Here is a 20,116-nt window from a genome sequence, read left to right on the forward strand (position 1 = left end):
CAAATTGTTTTAAAGTTAATTTAAAGAAATCATAAGGTTAAAAATAGTACTGAGGCGAACACTTTGGTCACACAGGCGAAGTTTTTGCATTCAGGTTGGTATTTTCCCTAAACTGTTTGGGCGAAACGTTATGCTTTGCCTTAAAGCAGCGAGCAAAGTAACTTTGTGAGCTAAAGCCGACTTTTTCAGCAATTAAACCTATGCTCAGATCGCTGTCGCTAAGTAACTTTTCAGCATACTCTAAACGAGTATTACGAATATAATCACTGGGAGTTAAATTGTAGAGTGCTTTCATTTTCAGTTGTAAGGCACGTGGGCTTAAATATAATCCTGCAGCGAATTCTTCAATACTAAACGCTTCGTTGTGATAGTTATCACGGATGATGTTTTTCAGGCGTTCGGTAAATTGGTAATCTTTACTTTGTGTAAGCTGCGGATCGAGTACCAGCGGCGGAGCATGAGCTGCAAGCTGCTTTGCTAAGTGCCGATTAAGGACTGCACGAATACTCAGTAACCCTTGTACTCTACTGAGCAGTAATTGCGGCTCAAATGGTTTACTTAAAAAATCATCTGCTAGTAAATCAAGGCCTTTTAGTCTGCTTTGTGTATCGGCTTTTGCTGACAATAATAACACCGGTATATGGCTGGTAATGTTATTTGTGCGTAGCGCATTAAGTAATTGATAACCGTCCATGCAAGGCATCATCACATCGCTGATCACTAGATCTGGCATTTCTGTTTGGCAGATGGCTAAGCCTTGTTCACCGTTAATAGCACTTAAGCAGTGGTACTCAGTAGCAAACAAAGTCAGCAGTAGTTCGCGCATTTCGTCGTTATCTTCAACAATCAGTAGCTTTTGCGAATTGCTGGGGCGGGTTGCTTCATTTACTGATGCTGCTAGCGAAGTTGCGCCATGCTCTGCTTCAGTCAAAGGCAGAGATACAGTAAAACAACTGCCTTTACCTACTTCACTTGTTAGTGAAATCTGCCCGCCGTATTGCTCTAGCAATTGTTTAACTAAAGCAAGGCCAATTCCACTGCCGTTTTGATTTTGTGCTGCAACACGCGTAAAGCGTTCAAAAATAATGCCTTGTTGGTGTTTTTCGATGCCAATACCGGTGTCAACAATCGCGATATGAGCCATGTTATTATGCACTGATAAGCTAATCTCAACTTGACCGCCTGAGTGGGTATATTTGAGGGCATTACTAACTAAGTTGGTAATAATTGACGTTGCATGTTCTGGCTCAAGGGCTATGCAGCAAGAGCCTTGGCTGAGATCTGTCATTGTTACGTGAATACCTTTTTGTTCAAACAGCACCGTGAAGTCAGCAACCAGCTGCTTTATAAATGGTGCTAAAGGATAGGGCGAAACGTAATGTATAGCGCAGCTGGGGCGTTGGCTTAGCTGTAATAGTTGATTTATTAAGGTCAGCAAACGTAGGCTATTGCGTTTGATCATCGATAATTGTTTTTGGCTAGCTTGATCTTTATGGTTTAGCTGCAAGCTTTCAAGTGGCGCAAGTATTAAACTCAGAGGCGTTTTTAATTCATGGCTAATATTATCTAAAAATTGACTTTTTAAGCGATTCAGCTCACGGGCTTGTTTACTTGTTTGTTCGGCCAGCTTAGCGCGGTATAGCGAGGCCGCAATAAGCCAAATAATAACCCCAGTGAGAAGAACATAACCGGCATAGGCAAGGCGACTTTGCCACCACGGCGGCACCACCGTGAAATCGAGCATAGCTTTAGCATTACTCCATTGGCCATACTGATCTTTTACTTTTAGTTGCAGCTGATAGTCGCCTGCGGGCAGTTGCGGGTAGTTTAATTGTCGTTGTTGTGCGTTGGTATATAGAAATTGCTTATCAAAACCAGCGAGTTTGTATCCATATTGATATTGTTGAGGTGCCGACGGGCTATGTAATGCTGAGAACTTAAAGCCGATCACGCCGACACCTTTGTTAAAGGAGAGTGTTTGTATATAGCTAATTAATTTCGCGGCTTGAGTCTCGTGCTTAGTGTATGGGGCAGTGGCTATAGCTTGATTGTTAATTAGTAATTCGGTTAACACAGGCTCTGGAGTTGTAGCTGCCAGCTGTAGCTTAAGCGGATCAAATTGATTAAAGCCGTTGATCCCGCCAAAAAATAGTTCACCGTTCTGCGCTTGATAAGCCGCGCCGAGAATAAATGAATTATGTTGCACGCCATCACGGGGTAAAAAATGCTGCATATTTTCAGAGCTGGGCTGATAACGTGTTAAACCTTGGTTGCTTGCCAGCCACAGGTAACCTTTGGCATCCTGTTTAATGGCAAAAATATTATCGTTTAGCAGGCCATCATGCTCGGTGATTCGGGTTATCTCTGCCGTTGTTTTATTCAGTTTATTTAAGCCTCCAAAAGTACCCACCCACAGTGTATTGTCATCTTGCAGATGAAGGGCGGTAACCATGTTATGACTTAAGCTATTTGGGTTTGTTTGATCGGCTTGATAATGGCTAAATTCATTGTTGTTGAGGGTAAGTTTATTTAAGCCAACTCGAGTACCAGCCCAAATTGCATTAGCAACGTTATCGTAAACGAGGCTAAATACGGTGTTGTTTGATATACTATTGTGTTGTTCCGAGTGCTTAAAATGCTCAACGGTCAAGTTATCTGGGTTAAACAGACTTAAACCTTGATTGCTTCCCAACCATAAGTTGCCGTTCCGATCGCTGGTGATCGCATAAATGTTATTGCTGCTGAGCTGGTGGCTTTGCACTGTGAATGATGTAAAGTCATCGCTTTCGCGGTTATAACGCAATAAACCGCCACCATAGGTGCCAATCCAAATACGCTGCTGGCTATCTTCATGAAGGCTGAATATATTGTTGTTGGTAAGGTTGCTGGTATCGACGTGATAGCGCACAAAGCCGTCTTTTGTTTGTCTATTTAACCCGTTGCGGGTACCGACCCATAATTGCCCTTGCGAATCTTTAAGTAAGGCCCGGATAAAATCATGGCTAATACTGTTAGGGTCATCGCTGTGTTGTTGATGATTAAATTGATTTTGGCGCATATCGTAGCGTTGTAACCCATAACCATCAGTGCCTATCCACAGAATACCTTGCAGGTCTTGATATAAAGACAGTAAGTAATCATTAACAAGCCCATGACGTTGCTGTGGAAGGTGTTTAAATTGGCTAAAGCTTGTCAGAGTTGTTTGATAGTTGGGATTATAATATAAGCCTTGGCCGTAGCTGCTAAGCCAAAGATGCTCGTTATTATCGATTAAAATATCGCTTATCCATATACCATCTAGTTGTTTTATATCATTAAACTGTTCACTTTCTAAATCAAAGACACTAAGCCCTGTTTTACTGGCAATCAGTAGCTGCCCTTGTGGCGTGAGTTTTAGGCGCCATAGTTGCTTTTTACTTGCTGAAAAGTGGCTAAATTTAGCTGTTTTTGTATCAAATTTTATTAATCCTTCATTACTGGCCAGCCATAAATTTTGCTTAGCATCAATCACCATATCCTGAAAAATAATACTACCTTGGGTGTTTGGCGAGTAGGTAAAGTAGGCAGTTTCATGCTCGGCTACATTTAGGCGAGTTAAGTTACCATCTTCATGGCCTAACCATAAATTATTGTGTTGATCAGTAAGCATTGACCAAATGCGGTTATCTTTAATCGCTAATGGACTGTTACGGTTAAAATGAGTGAATATACCGGTTTCTGTATTTAGGGCGTTTAGCCCTTGTGTAGCTGTAGAAAACCACAGCAGATTATTGTCAGTGGTAACACAGTCGGTGATCCAATTACTCGATAGACTTGGCTGGGTTGGATGAGACTTAAAGCGTTTAAATTCATAACCATCAAAACGGTTGAGCCCACCTTGGGTGGCGAACCAATGAAAACCACGGCGATCAGTTATGCTGCAAGTGACAGAGTTTTGCGTTAACCCCTGTTCATTAGAGAAGGAGTCTAAATGTAAAGACAGTGCCAGCGCGCTGTTATGAAATAGCCATAAAAAACCAATAATGGCCGGATAGATAGTTGTTTTTATTGTTAGCACGTGCTTCCTCGTGCGTAGTAATATCCCTTGAATTGAAACAATCATAAACTGCTTTTTAATCAATGTTAAGATGGATTTTTCAATCTAGTGATGAGATTTTGACTTATGGGCATCTTTTACACTTGTGTTAATGAATTGCGTAAGTATAATAGGCATCCACTTTGCAGGGGCGTAGTTCCAATTGGTAGAACAGCGGTCTCCAAAACCGATGGTTGGGAGTTCGAGTCTCTCCGCCCCTGCCATTTTATCCTGTTTGTGGGTAAAGTCTGAGGTTAAAAATCGGTTTAAATAAGTCTGTTTTTAAGTTTGGATTTTAATGGATTAACCCTGCCATAGTGTAGGGTTGTTGTGTCTGTAGTTAAGGTAATAATATTATGAGCACGAATGTAGAAACTCCATCAAGTGCGATGGATTCAGTAAAGTGGCTTGTGGCAATTGCGCTACTTGCAGGCGCAGTAGTTGGTAACTATATGTACGCAGATCAGTCTGTGTTATTACGTGCTATTGGTGTTGTTGTTGCTGTTGCCGCTGGTTTGGGGATTGCATCACAAACTGAAAAAGGGCGTACCTTCCTTGCTTTTGCAAAAGAAGCACGCATCGAAGTACGTAAAGTAGTGTGGCCTACGCGCCAAGAAACTACCCATACGACATTTATTGTAATGGTTGCAACTGCGATTATGGCACTTATCCTTTGGGGATTAGATGGCATTTTATTCCGCGCAGTAGGCTTTTTAACTGGATTGGAGATCTGATCCCATGTCGGATGAGAACAACGAAAAGAAACTACGTTGGTACGTAGTACAGGCTTTCTCAGGTTATGAGAAGCGTGTTGCACAAACTATTCTTGAGCATATCAAGATCGAAGGTTTGGAAGATAGCTTTGGTGAAGTATTAGTACCTACTGAAGAAGTGGTTGAGATGCGCGCTGGTCAAAAGCGTAAATCTGAGCGCAAGTTCTTCCCAGGTTATGTACTTATCCAAATGGATATGAACGATAAAAGCTGGCACTTAGTAAATAGCACCGCGCGTGTTATGGGCTTTATCGGTGGTACGTCTGATCGTCCAGCACCAATTAGCGCTAAAGAAGCTGATCGCATTCTTAACCGCTTACAAGAAAACGCTGAAGCGCCTAAGCCTGCAACGTTATTTGAACCAGGTGAAGTGGTGCGTGTTGTTGACGGCCCATTTGCTGATTTCAGTGGTGTGGTTGAAGCTGTTGACTATGAAAAGAGCCGCGTAAAAGTATCGGTACTTATCTTTGGTCGTTCTACTCCTGTTGAACTTGAATTTGGTCAAGTTGAGCAAGATAGATAAACAAATTAACTGATTTATACCAAAAAATATATTGTTTGGTATAAAGCTTGAAAAAGGCCGCTGATTAACTTATAATCAGCGGCCTTTTTGTATTCAAAGTAAGCATTTCTTGGTTTGTATACAGAAAAGTGAGAAACCAATTTTTAAACTGGGAAGCCGCTAGAGTACGCGTCCTCGCGCGCACAAGGCTAAGACCCACCTAATGAGGTATTTATAATGGCTAAGAAAGTTGAAGCTCTAATCAAGCTACAAGTTGCTGCTGGTATGGCTAACCCTAGTCCTCCAGTAGGTCCAGCACTAGGTCAACACGGTGTAAACATCATGGAATTCTGTAAAGCGTTCAACGCACGTACAGAATCTATCGAAAAAGGCGCTCCAGTTCCTGTAGTGATCTCTGTTTACGGCGACCGTTCATTTACGTTCGACATGAAAACGCCACCGGCTGCTTACTTACTTAAGAAAGCTGCAGGTATCAAATCTGGTTCAGGCCGTCCTAACACTGAAAAAGTAGGCACAGTAACTCGTGCTCAACTTGAAGAAATCGTTGAGACAAAGAAACCTGACCTTACAGCTTCTGATTTAGAAGCTGCGGTTCGCACTATCGCAGGTTCTGCGCGTGCGATGGGCTTGAACGTAGAGGACTAAGATAATGGCTAAATTAACTAAACGTATGCGTACTATCCGCGAAAAAGTGGAAGCGACTAAAGATTACGAAATCACCGAAGCAGTTGCTCTTTTAAAAGAGTTAGCGACAGCTAAATTCGTAGAAAGTGTTGACGTTGCTGTTAACCTTGGTATCGATGCTCGTAAATCTGACCAAAACGTTCGTGGTGCAACTGTACTACCTAACGGTACTGGTCGTGACGTTCGCGTTGCAGTGTTCACACAAGGCGCTAACGCAGAAGCTGCGAAAGAAGCTGGTGCTGAACTAGTAGGTATGGAAGATCTTGCTGAGCTAGTTAAGAAAGGCGAGATGAACTTTGACGTTGTTGTTGCATCACCAGACGCTATGCGTGTTGTTGGTCAACTAGGTCAAATCTTAGGCCCACGTGGTCTAATGCCAAACCCTAAAACTGGTACTGTAACACCTAACGTTGCAGAAGCAGTTAAAAATGCTAAAGCTGGTCAAGTGCGTTACCGCAATGACAAAAATGGTATCATCCATACTACTATTGGTAAGGTTGATTTCACAGTTGAGCAACTTCAACAAAACCTTGAGTCGCTAATTGTTGCGCTTAAGAAGGCTAAGCCTTCACAAGCAAAAGGTGTTTACGTTAAGAAAGTAACCATCTCTACAACAATGGGCGCAGGTGTTTCTGTTGACCAAAGCACTTTAACAACAACTGTTGTTTAATTGAGTGTTTACATGGCGTGAAATTTATACTATAATTTTGCGCCATTTTGTTGAGAAATTTTGTTTTCTCAACAAGTAAAGAATTCGGGTTGAAGTCCATAATTTCGGTGCGCCTTCGGGCAAAACGATAAATTGGGCTTCCGTCCAAGACCGTAGGTGGCTTCGGCCTTAATATTCACCTACGTAGACGGTGTGAATCCCCAGATAGATTTTTCCTAATCTTCTGGCTCTCGCCGTAAAAAGCATCTCTATCTTGTTTGGTAGGGAAGAGTAGAACAGGGAAGCCGATGTACGGTAACCCATTAAACCAGGAGTAACACCCATGGCTTTAAATCTTCAAGGCAAAAAAGCAATTGTTGCTGAAGTCAACGAAGCAGCCAATGGTGCTCTATCTGCAGTTGTTGCAGATTCTCGTGGTGTAACAGTTGGCGCAATCACTGCCCTTCGTAAAGAAGCTCGTGCAAATGGTGTTTGGATGAAAGTTGTCCGTAACACTTTAGCAAAACGTGCTCTTGAAGGAACACAGTTTGAGTGCCTTTCTGATTCATTTGTTGGTCCAAGCTTAATCGCTTTCTCATCAGAGCACCCAGGTGCTGCTGCGCGTATCTTTTCTGCTTTTGCAAAGAAGAACGAGAAATTTGAGCTTAAAACGGCCGCTTTTGAAGGAAATGTTGTTGATGCAGCAATGCTTGCTACATTACCTACATACGACGAAGCTGTTGCACGCTTAATGAGCGCTATGAAAGAAGCGTCTGCTGGCAAATTGTGTAAAACAATTGAAGCAGTACGTGTACAGAAAGAAGAGCAAGCTGCTTAATTTTAAGCTGTTTAATCAATCTTTCGGTGTAAAATTTTTTTGGACCTAGAGTCCGTTAATTATTAGGAAATTTGTAATGTCTGTAACTAAAGACCAAATCCTTGACGCAATTGCTGAAATGTCAGTAATGGACGTTGTTGCTCTTGTTGAAGCAATGGAAGAAAAATTCGGCGTAACTGCTGCAGCTGCTATGGTAGCAGGTCCTGCTGCTGAAGCTGCTGAAGAGAAAACAGAATTTGACGTAATCCTTACTGGCGCTGGCGCTAATAAAGTTGCGGCAATCAAAGCTGTTCGTAGCGCAACTGGCCTAGGCCTTAAAGAAGCGAAAGCTCTTGTTGAAGCTGCTCCTACACCTGTTAAAGAAGGTGTATCTAAAGAAGAAGCTGAAGCTCTTGCTAAAGACCTTACTGAAGCTGGTGCTGAAGTTGAGGTTAAGTAATTTAGCTTTTGCTAAGTTCGCTGTCTGAGAAATCAGGCAAGGGCTGGTGATTATTTAATCACCGGCCTTTTTGCGCTATAGAGCGATGTATTCCTATAGCTCAAATAAAATCTAATTTTCTCTTTACTTTCAACGCTTTATAGTTTGCTAGTGTTAAAGTGGGAGCTAATTGGAACAACAATTAAATGTTGTACAATCTTGGCTTAGATGCCAGTTAAGTCTGTTCTTACAAGAACAGGTCGGGTCAAAGATCAGCAAGCTGAGGAACCCCATGGCTTACTCTTATTCTGAAAAGAAACGTATCCGTAAGGATTTTGGTAAACGTCCACAAGTTTTGGATATACCTTTCTTACTGTCAACGCAGTTAGAATCGTTTAAAAAATTCTTAGTGCCGGACGCTGATGGCGATCATGGTTTGGAAGCTGCCTTCCGTTCTGTGTTCCCAATCAAAAGCTACTCGGGAAATTCTGAGCTTCAATACGTAAGTTATCGTATTGGTGAGCCAGTTTTCGATGTAAAAGAATGTCAAATTCGCGGTGTGACTTATTCTGCTCCACTTCGCGTAAAACTACGCCTTGTGGTGATGGATAAAGAAGCGCCAGGCACAGTTAAAGACATTAAAGAGCAAGAAGTTTACATGGGCGAAATTCCGCTCATGACCGATACCGGTACTTTTGTAATCAATGGTACAGAGCGTGTTATCGTTTCTCAGCTACACCGTAGCCCTGGTGTATTCTTTGATAACGACCGCGGTAAAACTCACTCATCAGGTAAAGTGCTTTATAACGCACGTGTTATCCCATACCGTGGTTCATGGTTAGATTTTGAGTTTGATGCAAAAGATAACTTATATGTACGTATTGACCGTCGTCGTAAATTACCGGCGTCAATCATGTTGCGTGCACTTGAGTACACGACAGAAGAGATCTTAAACATCTTCTTTGAAACCACTGCGTTTGAAGTAACTGACGGTAAAGTTCTTATGGAACTTGTGCCATCACGTTTACGTGGTGAAACCGCTGCCTTTGATATAAAAAGTGAAGACGGTGAAGTGTTCGTTGAGTCTGGCCGTCGTGTAACAGCGCGTCATATCAAGAGCATTGAGAAAAAAGGCATTAGCCATTTAGAAGTACCCCATGAGTATATCATTGGCCGTGTAATTGCTAGAAACTACGTTGATGAGTCAACGGGTGAAGTGATTGCAAACGCGAATGATGAATTAACTTTAGAGTTAATGGCTGAATTGGTTAAAGCAGGTCACACTAAAATTGATACTCTATATATCAATGAAGTGGACAGCGGTGCATATATTTCTGATACTTTACGTATTGATTCAAGCACTAACCGCTTAGAAGCACTAGTAGAAATTTATCGCATGATGCGCCCAGGCGAGCCACCGACGAAAGACGCGGCTGAAGCCTTATTTGAGAACTTGTTCTTCTCTGAAGAACGTTATGACTTATCTACTGTAGGTCGTATGAAGTTCAATAGCCGTGTTGGTTATGACACTGACACAGGCCCGGGCACATTAAGCAAAGAAGACATCGTGTCTGTTATGAAAGTATTAATTTCTATTCGTAACGGTCAAGGCGATGTTGATGATATCGACCACTTAGGCAACCGTCGTATTCGTAGTGTTGGCGAAATGGCTGAGAATCAGTTCCGTGTAGGTTTAGTACGTGTAGAGCGTGCGGTACGTGAGCGTTTAAGCTTAGGTGACCTAGATGCAATCATGCCACAAGATCTTATTAACGCTAAGCCTATTTCGGCAGCAGTTAAAGAGTTCTTTGGTTCGTCTCAGTTATCACAGTTCATGGACCAAAATAACCCGCTATCAGAAGTGACGCACAAACGTCGTATTTCTGCATTAGGGCCGGGCGGTCTTACACGTGAACGCGCTGGCTTTGAAGTACGTGACGTTCACGTAACTCACTATGGTCGCGTATGTCCAATCGAGACTCCTGAGGGTCCAAACATCGGTCTAATTAACTCATTGTCTACGTACGCACGTACCAATGACTATGGTTTCTTAGAAACACCTTACCGCAAAGTGGTAGACGGTGTAGTAACTGATGAAGTTGATTACTTATCAGCCATTGAAGAAGGTCAGTTTGTTATCGCACAGGCGAACTCAAACTTAACTGAAACCAATGAGTTTGTTGATGAATTAATCCCATGTCGTCACAAAGGTGAATCTACCTTTATGGGTCGCATGGACCAGCAATATATGGATGTATCACCACAACAGGTGATCTCTGTAGCGGCAGCACTTATCCCGTTCCTAGAACACGATGATGCTAACCGTGCATTGATGGGTTCAAACATGCAACGTCAAGCAGTACCAACATTGAAAGCGGACAAACCGTTAGTAGGTACTGGTATTGAGTTAACACTAGCGAAAGATTCTGGTGTAACGATTGTTGCTAAACGTGGTGGTGAAGTAATGTATGCTGACGCAAGTCGCATCGTTGTTAATGTACATGAAGAAGAACGCATCCCTGGTGAAGCGGGCATCGACATCTACAACTTAACCAAATACACACGTTCTAACCAAAACACATGTATTAACCAAAAACCAACTTGTATGGTTGGCGAACCGGTTACTCGTGGTGACGTGTTAGCAGATGGTCCTTCGACTGACTTAGGTGACTTAGCCCTTGGTCAAAACTTGCGCGTGGCATTCATGCCATGGAACGGTTATAACTTCGAGGATTCAATCTTACTATCAGAGCGCGTAGTTGAAGAAGATCGTCTAACGACTATCCATATTCAAGAACTACAGTGTGTTGCCCGTGATACTAAGTTAGGTCCTGAAGAGATCACTGCAGATATCCCGAATGTGGGTGAATCTGCACTAGGCAAGCTTGATGAATCAGGTGTTGTTTATATCGGTGCTGAAGTTAAAGGCGGCGATATCCTAGTAGGTAAAGTGACTCCGAAAGGCGAAACGCAATTAACTCCTGAAGAGAAGCTACTACGAGCTATCTTTGGTGAGAAAGCGTCTGACGTTAAAGACAGCTCATTACGTGTACCAAACTCTGTAACAGGTACTGTAATTGACGTGCAAGTCTTCACCCGTGATGGTGTTGAAAAAGACAAGCGCGCGCTAGAAGTTGAAGAAATGCAACTTCGTGACGCGAAAAAAGACTTTAACGAAGAATTCCGTATTCTTGAAGCAGGCGTGTTAGATCGTGCTCGTAAGTTACTTATCGCAGCCGGTCAAGATGAAGATAGATTAGCGTCATTGAATGCTGAGAAGCTACTAACTCAAAGCCTTGCTGAAGAAGATAAGCAAGCTGAACTTGAGCAACTAGCAGCCCAGTACGATGAGCTAAAAGCTGAATACGATAAAAAGTTTGAAAACAAACGTCGTAAAATTACCCAAGGTGATGACCTAGCACCAGGCGTACTTAAGATTGTTAAAGTATACCTAGCTGTTAAACGTCGTATCCAACCAGGTGATAAAATGGCGGGTCGTCACGGTAACAAAGGTGTTATCTCGACTATCGTACCAGTAGAAGATATGCCATACGATGATAAAGGTCGTACTGTTGATATCGTACTTAACCCGCTGGGTGTACCATCACGTATGAACATCGGTCAGATCCTTGAAACACATATGGGTCTAGCTGCTCGTGGTATTGGTGAGCGTATTGAAGAAATGATGAAAGAACAACGTGAGCTTCATGAGCTACGTGAATTCATCAAGCAAGCATACGAAATTGGTGAATCTCGCCAGTTCGTAGACATTGCTAGCTTCACAGATGACGAAATTCGTCGTTTGGCTGAAAACTTAAAAGGTGGTTTACCAATCGCTACTCCTGCATTTGATGGCGCGAAAGAAAGCGAAATCAAAGACATGCTTGAGCTAGCTGGCTACCCTCGTAGTGGTCAGGTTACACTTTATGATGGCCGTACTGGCGATCAGTTTGAACGTCAAGTAACTGTTGGTTACATGTACATGCTGAAACTGAATCACTTAGTTGATGACAAAATGCATGCGCGTTCTACTGGTTCTTATAGCCTTGTTACTCAGCAGCCGCTGGGTGGTAAAGCACAGTTCGGTGGCCAGCGTTTCGGTGAGATGGAAGTATGGGCACTAGAAGCATACGGTGCCGCTTACACTCTACAAGAAATGTTAACAGTGAAATCGGATGACGTGAACGGTCGTACTAAGATGTATAAAAACATCGTTGATGGTAACCATAAAATGGAACCAGGTATGCCAGAATCGTTCAACGTATTGTTGAAAGAAATCCGCTCACTGGGTATCAACATCGAGTTGGAAGAAAATTAAGCCAATTAGATGCTGCAGCTAGCCTGCAGCATCTGTTACGGCCGAATAGAATGTAGGGACGAAATCATCCGTCCTCAAGATTAACTCCGACAGGAGAGCTAAGGTGAAAGACTTACTTAAGTTTCTGAAGCAACAAAATAAGACCGAAGAATTCGATGCAATTCGCATTGGTCTTGCTTCACCAGACATGGTTCGTTCATGGTCATACGGTGAAGTAAAGAAACCTGAGACTATTAACTACCGTACTTTCAAGCCTGAGCGCGATGGCTTATTCTGTGCCCGTATTTTCGGTCCAGTGAAAGATTATGAATGCTTATGTGGTAAATATAAGCGTCTTAAACACCGTGGTGTGATCTGTGAAAAGTGTGGCGTTGAAGTAACACTCACTAAAGTGCGTCGTGATCGTATGGGTCACATCGACCTTGCGAGCCCAGTTGCACATATATGGTTTTTAAAATCACTACCGTCACGTATCGGCTTAATGCTTGATATGACGCTTCGTGATATTGAACGTGTTCTTTACTTCGAATCATTCGTAGTAACTGAGCCTGGCATGACGACGCTTGAGCGTAGTCAGCTATTAGGTGAAGAAGAATACCTAGATGCACTAGAAGAGCACGGTGATGAGTTTGAAGCGAAGATGGGTGCTGAAGCAGTATTAGACTTGCTTCGTGAACTCGATCTTGCGCAATTAATTGCTGAAATGCGTGAAGAGTTACCAACAATTAACTCTGAAACTAAGCGTAAGAAGATCACTAAACGTCTTAAATTAATGGAATCGTTCCACCAGTCAGGTAATAACCCTGAGTGGATGATCATGACAGTACTTCCAGTATTGCCACCTGATCTACGTCCATTAGTACCACTTGATGGTGGCCGTTTTGCGACTTCTGATCTAAATGACCTTTACCGTCGTGTTATTAACCGTAATAACCGTCTTAAACGTCTACTAGATTTAGCTGCACCGGATATTATCGTACGCAACGAAAAACGTATGTTACAAGAAGCGGTTGATGCGCTACTTGATAACGGTCGTCGTGGTCGTGCAATTACAGGTTCTAACAAGCGTCCGCTTAAATCTCTTGCTGATATGATCAAGGGTAAGCAAGGTCGTTTCCGTCAGAACTTACTTGGTAAGCGTGTAGATTATTCAGGCCGTTCTGTAATCACAGTTGGTCCTACACTTAAGCTTCACCAATGTGGTCTTCCTAAGAAGATGGCACTTGAGCTATTCAAACCATTTATCTATGGCAAACTAGAGCGTCGCGGCATGGCTACGACAATCAAAGCTGCTAAGAAAATGGTAGAGCGTGAAGTTCCGGAAGTATGGGATGTATTAGACGAAGTAATTCGTGAACATCCAGTATTACTTAACCGTGCACCAACACTTCACCGTTTGGGTATCCAAGCGTTTGAACCTGTGCTTATTGAAGGTAAAGCAATCCATTTGCATCCATTAGTATGTGCGGCCTACAACGCCGACTTCGATGGTGACCAAATGGCGGTACACGTACCGCTAACGATTGAAGCGCAGCTTGAAGCTCGTGCATTGATGATGTCAACAAACAACATCCTATCTCCTGCGAATGGTGAGCCAATCATCGTTCCATCACAGGACGTTGTATTGGGTCTATATTATATGACCCGTGACCGCATCAACGCGAAAGGCGAAGGCGCGATCTTAAAAGATCCAAAAGAAGCAGAAAAAGCATACCGCAGCGGTAATGCAGACCTTCACGCTCGCGTGAAAGTACGTATTAGCGAATCAGTTAAAAACGAAAATGGTGTAGTAGAAGACACTGTAACTGTTATCGATACAACTGTTGGTCGTGCAATTTTGTCTCTTATTTTACCAAAAGGCATGCCGTTTTCGTCAATCAATCAGGCCCTAGGTAAGAAACAAATTTCTGGCTTATTAAACGAGTGTTACCGTCGTCTTGGTCTTAAAGATACAGTTATCTTTGCTGACCAAGTTATGTATACCGGTTTCCACTACGCAATGAAGTCAGGTGTTTCAATCGGTATCGATGACTTAGTTATCCCACCGATCAAAGCATCAATTATCGAAGCAGCTGAAGCTGAAGTAACTGAAATCAACCAACAATTCCAATCAGGTCTTGTAACGGCTGGTGAAAAGTACAATAAAGTTATCGATATCTGGTCACGTGTAAATGAAAACTTATCACGTGAAATGATGGCCAACTTGTCAAAAGACACGGTTATCAATGCCCAAGGTGAAGAAGAAGAGCAACCGTCATTTAACTCAGTGTTTATGATGGCCGACTCTGGTGCTCGTGGTAGTGCCGCTCAGATCCGTCAGCTAGCAGGTATGCGTGGTCTAATGGCACGTCCAGATGGTTCAATCATCGAGACGCCAATCACCGCTAACTTCCGTGAAGGTCTAAACGTACTTCAGTACTTCATCTCAACGCATGGTGCGCGTAAAGGTCTTGCCGATACAGCGCTGAAAACAGCGAACTCGGGTTACCTAACGCGTCGTCTAGTAGACGTTGCACAAGATTTGGTAATCAACGAAGACGATTGTGGCACAGAAGATGGCTTAACAATGAAACCGCTTATTGAAGGTGGTGACGTTGTAGAAGCACTTCGCGAACGTGTACTTGGTCGTGTTGTTGCTGAAGATATTGTGATCCCTGGTACTAATACAGTACTAGTAGAGCGTAATATCATGCTTGACGAAAAACTGTGTGATCTTTTAGAAGAGCACTCAGTAGATGAGGTTCGCGTACGTTCAGTTATCACCTGTGATAACGACTTTGGTGTATGTGCTAAGTGTTACGGTCGTGACCTTGCACGTGGTCATATCATCAACGCGGGTGAATCAGTAGGTGTTATCGCGGCACAATCAATCGGTGAGCCGGGTACACAGCTTACGATGCGTACTTTCCACATCGGTGGTGCAGCATCAAGAGCGTCTGCTGAAAACAATGTACAAGTTAAAACTAACGGTACATTGAAGCTTCATAACGCAAAATATGTATTAAACACTGACGGTAAGATTGTTATTACCTCTCGTTCTACTGAAATCACTATCATCGATAGCCATGGTCGTGAGAAAGAGCGTTATAAAGTACCTTACGGTGCGGTATTAACAGTACAAGACAATACGGAAGTTCAAGGTAACGACATCGTTGCTACTTGGGACCCGCATAGTCACCCAATCGTTCTTGAGCATAAGTCAAAAGTATCGTTCAGCGATATCGATGACTCAAACACTGAAGCACAGACTGATGAACTAACTGGTTTAACCCGTGTAGTTGTTAAAGATCTTGCTAAGATAAATGCGAAAGAGCCGAAGCTTATCATCGAAAGTGAAGAGCGCGGTCTGCAAGAAACTCGTCTTCCTTCATACACTACGATTGAAGTAACAGACGGTGTAACGGCAAACCCAGGTGACGTGTTAGCACGTATTCCGCAGGAAGGTTCGAAAACTCGTGATATCACGGGTGGTCTACCACGCGTAGCCGACTTATTTGAAGCGCGTAAACCGAAAGAGCCAGCTATCTTAGCTGAGATCACCGGTACGATTAGCTTCGGTAAAGAGACTAAAGGTAAGAAGCGTTTAGTTATTACTCCAGCTGAAGGCGATCATTACGAAGAAATGATCCCTAAGTGGCGTCAACTTAACGTGTTTGAGGGTGAGCAAGTGTCTAAAGGTGAAGTTATCGCCGATGGTCCTGAATCACCACATGACATCTTACGCCTACGTGGTGTGACTCATGTTGCTAACTATATCGTTAACGAAGTGCAAGAGGTTTACCGTTTGCAAGGCGTTAAGATCAATGACAAGCACATTGAAACAATTATCCGTCAAATGATCCGTAAGTGTACGATCCTTGACGGCGGCCATAGTGAATTCTTAGCCGGTGAGCAAATTGAAGTGGCACGCGTTAATATCGCAAACCGCGACTTAGAAGCTCAAGGCAAGTTACCTGCTAAATATGAAATCCAATTAATGGGTATCACTAAAGCATCACTAGCCACAGAATCTTTCATCTCGGCAGCCTCGTTCCAGGAGACAACTCGTGTCCTAACTGAAGCCGCTGTAAATGGTAAGAGCGATGAACTTCGCGGTCTGAAAGAAAACGTAATTGTGGGTCGTTTGATCCCAGCCGGTACCGGTTTTGCGTATCATCAAGAACGTATGGCTCGTCGTAAGCAGAGCAAAGTTGTAGTTGAAGAGCAAACAGTAAGTGCAGAAGAGGCAACTCAAGCGCTAACTGATGCTTTAAACGCGGATTTATCTGGAAATCAATAAATCTAACTTAATCAATAGATTAGGTTTTTGCAAGGCAGTTATCTACTGCCTTGCTAACGGTTTAGGTTGACAGCTCAATCTTTGCTCATTAAAATTCCGCCACCCATTTACCTGCACGTTTGGTACGAGCTTGTAAATAAAGGGCGGATTTTTTTATTTTTTTCAGTAGTAATTTTAATTTCAGGAGCTATTTAAATGGCAACTATTAACCAGCTAGTGCGTAAGCCACGTCGTAGCAAGGTTACGAAAAGTAACTCAGCTGCGCTTAAAGCGTGTCCGCAAAAGCGCGGTGTATGTACTCGCGTATATACAACTACACCTAAGAAACCAAACTCGGCGTTACGTAAAGTAGCTCGTGTACGTTTAACTAACGGTTTCGAAGTAACTTCATACATTGGTGGTGAAGGTCATAACCTTCAAGAGCATAGTGTAATCCTAATCCGTGGTGGTCGTGTTAAAGATTTACCAGGTGTGCGTTTTCACACTGTTCGTGGTGCACTTGACTGTGCAGGCGTTAGCGACCGTCGTCAAGCTCGTTCTAAATACGGTGCAAAACGCCCTAAAGGCTAATTGTATTCCGTTAGTAAGGCCAAGCACTAAATATTTTTAATTATTGTTTTGGGTGATTGACTCGAAAGAGCAAACCTGAATAAACCGGAGATACAAAATGCCTAGAAGACGCGTAATAGGTCAACGTAAAATTCTTCCAGATCCTAAGTTCGGATCGGAACTTCTTGCAAAATTCGTTAACATCGTAATGTTAGACGGCAAGAAATCTACTGCTGAAAAAATCGTTTACGGTGCGCTAGATGTGGCTGCTGAGAAATCAGGCAAATCGCACCTTGAAATCTTTGAAACTGCACTTGAAAACATCCGTCCACAGGTTGAGGTTAAATCTCGCCGTGTTGGTGGTTCAACGTATCAAGTACCAGTAGAAGTACGTCCAGTACGTCGCAACGCATTAGGTATGCGTTGGTTAGTAGACGCTGCACGTAAGCGTGGCGAGAAATCTATGGGCTTACGTTTAGCTCAAGAACTTGTTGACGCTGCTGACAACAAAGGCACTGCGGTTAAGAAACGTGAAGACGTTCACCGTATGGCTGAAGCGAATAAAGCATTCGCACATTACCGTTGGTAATCTGTCCTTAACCTTTAAGAGGATTTTATGGCACGTACAACTCCACTTGAGCGCTATCGCAATATCGGTATTGTTGCTCACGTAGATGCAGGCAAAACCACCACAACAGAACGTGTTCTGTTCTACACAGGTCTTTCTCATAAGATCGGTGAAGTACATGATGGCGCCGCAACTATGGACTGGATGGAGCAGGAACAAGAGCGTGGTATCACAATCACTTCTGCTGCAACAACGTGTTTCTGGAAAGGGATGGACGCGCAATTTGACGCTCATCGTATCAATATCATTGATACTCCAGGGCACGTGGATTTCACTATTGAAGTAGAACGTTCTTTACGTGTACTTGATGGTGCGGTAGTTGTGCTTTGTGCTTCATCTGGTGTACAGCCGCAAACTGAGACAGTTTGGCGTCAAGCGAACAAATACGAAGTTCCGAGAATGATCTTCGTAAATAAAATGGATCGCACTGGCGCTGACTTCTTAACGGTTGTTGGCCAGGTGAAATCTCGTCTTGGAGCAACGCCTGTTCCAATTCAGCTACCAGTAGGCGCTGAAGACGACTTTAAAGGTGTTATTGACCTCATAAAAATGAAAATGATTAACTGGAATGATGAAGACCAGGGAATGACTTTCACCTATGAGGCAATACCGGCAGAACTTCAAGATTTAGCTGAAGAATGGCGCTCGAACTTAGTTGAAAGCGCTGCTGAAGCATCTGAAGAACTAATGGATAAGTATTTGGAAGGTGAAGACCTGAGCGAAGCAGAAATTAAAAATGCTTTGCGTCAGCGTACATTGGCTAACGAAATCGTCCCAGTTACATGTGGTAGTGCATTTAAAAATAAAGGCGTTCAAGCTGTGCTTGATGGCGTTATTGAATATATGCCTGCACCAACACAAGTGAAACAAATTCAAGGTATCCTTGAAGATGGTACTGAGGAAGAACGTCCAGCTAATGACAACGCACCGTTTGCTGCACTTGCTTTTAAAATTGCAACAGACCCGTTCGTTGGTACTTTAACTTTCTTCCGTGTTTACTCTGGTACTGTTAAACAGGGTGACGCGGTATACAACCCAGTAAAATGTAAGCGTGAGCGTCTTGGCCGTATCGTTCAGATGCATTCAAACTCACGTGAAGAGATCAAAGAAGTCTACGCAGGTGATATTGCGGCGGCTATTGGTCTCAAAGACGTAACAACAGGTGAAACACTGTGTGATCCGAATTCTATTATTACGCTTGAGCGTATGGAATTCCCTGAACCAGTTATCTCTGTTGCGGTTGAGCCTCGCACAATCGCTGACCAAGATAAGATGGGTATCGCGCTAGGTAAACTAGCGGCAGAAGATCCGTCTTTTCGCGTACAAACTGACGAAGAATCAGGCCAGACTATTATTTCTGGTATGGGTGAACTTCACCTTGATATCATTGTCGACCGTATGAAACGTGAATTCAGTGTTGAATGTAACGTTGGTAAGCCGCAGGTTTCTTACCGTGAAGCTATTCGTTCAACTGTTAAAGTTGAAGGTAAATTCATACGTCAATCAGGTGGACGTGGTCAATATGGTCATGTCTGGCTTAAACTTGAACCGATGGATATTTCGGATGATGAAGCCCCAATTTACGAGTTCGTTAACGAAACCGTAGGTGGCTCAGTTCCAAAAGAATACATCCCTGCGGTAGATAAAGGCATCCAAGAGCAAATGTCTCAAGGTGTGCTGGCAGGCTACCCATTACTTGGTGTGAAAGCGACTTTATATGATGGTTCATTCCATGATGTAGATTCGAATGAAATGGCATTTAAAATAGCGGGTTCACTGGCAATGAAACAAGGTGCGCTACAAGCAGACCCTGTACTATTAGAGCCAATGATGAAGGTTGAAGTACTCACTCCTGAAGCAAACATGGGTGATGTAGTTGGTGACTTAAACCGTCGCCGCGGTATGATCGAAGGCATGGAAGATGCGCTAGGTGGACTTAAATTAATTAACGCCCAGGTTCCGCTTTCTGAAATGTTTGGTTATGCTACTGATCTACGATCTGCAACACAAGGCCGTGCCTCATACTCTATGGAGTTTTTGAAGTACGCTGAAGCCTCGAAACATGTTGCGGACACAATAATTACAGCTCGCGCTGTTAAGTAATTTTTAGCTCGGTTTGGTCCACAGTGGACTGAACCTTTAATTTCTTTATAGGAATTTTTTAAGATGGCAAAAGCAAAGTTTGAACGCGTAAAACCGCATGTAAACGTAGGTACAATCGGCCACGTTGACCACGGTAAAACTACCCTAACTGCAGCAATCACTAACGTACTTGCAAAAGTATACGGCGGTGTTGCTAAAGATTTCGCATCAATCGATAACGCTCCTGAAGAGCGCGAGCGCGGTATCACAATCTCAACTTCACACGTTGAGTACGATACT

General features: G+C 43.1%; 13 protein-coding genes and 1 tRNA gene. 13 read left to right on the plus strand and 1 reads right to left on the minus strand.

Annotation, left to right across the window (positions count from 1 at the left end; translation table 11 throughout):
* Positions 1–67: 67 nt before the first annotated feature.
* Positions 68–4,057: a two-component regulator propeller domain-containing protein gene (locus FW757_RS21255; protein ID WP_310736255.1), complete on the minus strand. Its 3,990-nt coding sequence runs from the start codon at positions 4,055–4,057 to the stop codon at positions 68–70.
* Positions 4,058–4,222: 165 nt separating this feature from the next.
* Here FW757_RS21255 and FW757_RS21260 point away from each other — a divergent pair.
* From FW757_RS21260 to FW757_RS21320, 13 genes are all read left to right on the plus strand, one after another.
* Positions 4,223–4,299, plus strand: a tRNA-Trp gene (locus FW757_RS21260).
* A 132-nt stretch (positions 4,300–4,431) separates the two neighbouring features.
* Positions 4,432–4,809 carry a preprotein translocase subunit SecE gene (gene secE, locus FW757_RS21265; protein ID WP_016710555.1) on the plus strand — a complete coding sequence of 126 codons (378 nt, stop codon included), beginning with the start codon at positions 4,432–4,434 and terminating at the stop codon, positions 4,807–4,809.
* 4 nt (positions 4,810–4,813) lie between these two features.
* The gene (gene nusG, locus FW757_RS21270; protein ID WP_145238289.1) at positions 4,814–5,371 is read left to right on the plus strand and encodes a transcription termination/antitermination protein NusG; all 558 of its coding nucleotides are present in this window, start codon (positions 4,814–4,816) and stop codon (positions 5,369–5,371) included.
* A 216-nt stretch (positions 5,372–5,587) separates the two neighbouring features.
* Entirely contained in the window at positions 5,588–6,016 is a 429-nt protein-coding gene (gene rplK, locus FW757_RS21275; protein WP_008108462.1) for a 50S ribosomal protein L11, read from the plus strand.
* A 4-nt stretch (positions 6,017–6,020) separates the two neighbouring features.
* On the plus strand, positions 6,021–6,725 hold the full coding sequence (rplA, locus tag FW757_RS21280) for a 50S ribosomal protein L1 (protein WP_145238292.1): 705 nt from the start codon (positions 6,021–6,023) through the stop codon (positions 6,723–6,725).
* 322 nt (positions 6,726–7,047) lie between these two features.
* Entirely contained in the window at positions 7,048–7,542 is a 495-nt protein-coding gene (gene rplJ, locus FW757_RS21285; protein WP_145238296.1) for a 50S ribosomal protein L10, read from the plus strand.
* A gap of 76 nt (positions 7,543–7,618) precedes the next feature.
* Entirely contained in the window at positions 7,619–7,981 is a 363-nt protein-coding gene (gene rplL, locus FW757_RS21290; protein WP_064668694.1) for a 50S ribosomal protein L7/L12, read from the plus strand.
* Between the two features lie 271 nt (positions 7,982–8,252).
* The gene (rpoB, locus tag FW757_RS21295; RefSeq protein WP_404699791.1) at positions 8,253–12,278 is read left to right on the plus strand and encodes a DNA-directed RNA polymerase subunit beta; all 4,026 of its coding nucleotides are present in this window, start codon (positions 8,253–8,255) and stop codon (positions 12,276–12,278) included.
* 103 nt (positions 12,279–12,381) lie between these two features.
* Positions 12,382–16,557 (plus strand): DNA-directed RNA polymerase subunit beta', encoded by a 4,176-nt coding sequence (rpoC, locus tag FW757_RS21300; RefSeq protein ID WP_145238302.1) that lies wholly within the window; start codon positions 12,382–12,384, stop codon positions 16,555–16,557.
* A gap of 195 nt (positions 16,558–16,752) precedes the next feature.
* On the plus strand, positions 16,753–17,127 hold the full coding sequence (gene rpsL / locus FW757_RS21305) for a 30S ribosomal protein S12 (protein WP_002958885.1): 375 nt from the start codon (positions 16,753–16,755) through the stop codon (positions 17,125–17,127).
* A 97-nt stretch (positions 17,128–17,224) separates the two neighbouring features.
* Positions 17,225–17,695: a 30S ribosomal protein S7 gene (gene rpsG / locus FW757_RS21310; RefSeq protein ID WP_016710546.1), complete on the plus strand. Its 471-nt coding sequence runs from the start codon at positions 17,225–17,227 to the stop codon at positions 17,693–17,695.
* A gap of 27 nt (positions 17,696–17,722) precedes the next feature.
* A complete protein-coding gene (gene fusA / locus FW757_RS21315; protein ID WP_145238305.1) occupies positions 17,723–19,837 on the plus strand; it encodes an elongation factor G in 2,115 nt (704 codons plus the stop codon).
* Positions 19,838–19,900: 63 nt separating this feature from the next.
* Positions 19,901–20,116 (plus strand): GTP-binding protein (locus FW757_RS21320; protein ID WP_446441671.1); only part of this gene is annotated, 216 nt, incomplete at its 3' end.

The organism is Pseudoalteromonas sp. 1181_04 (assembly GCF_052850545.1).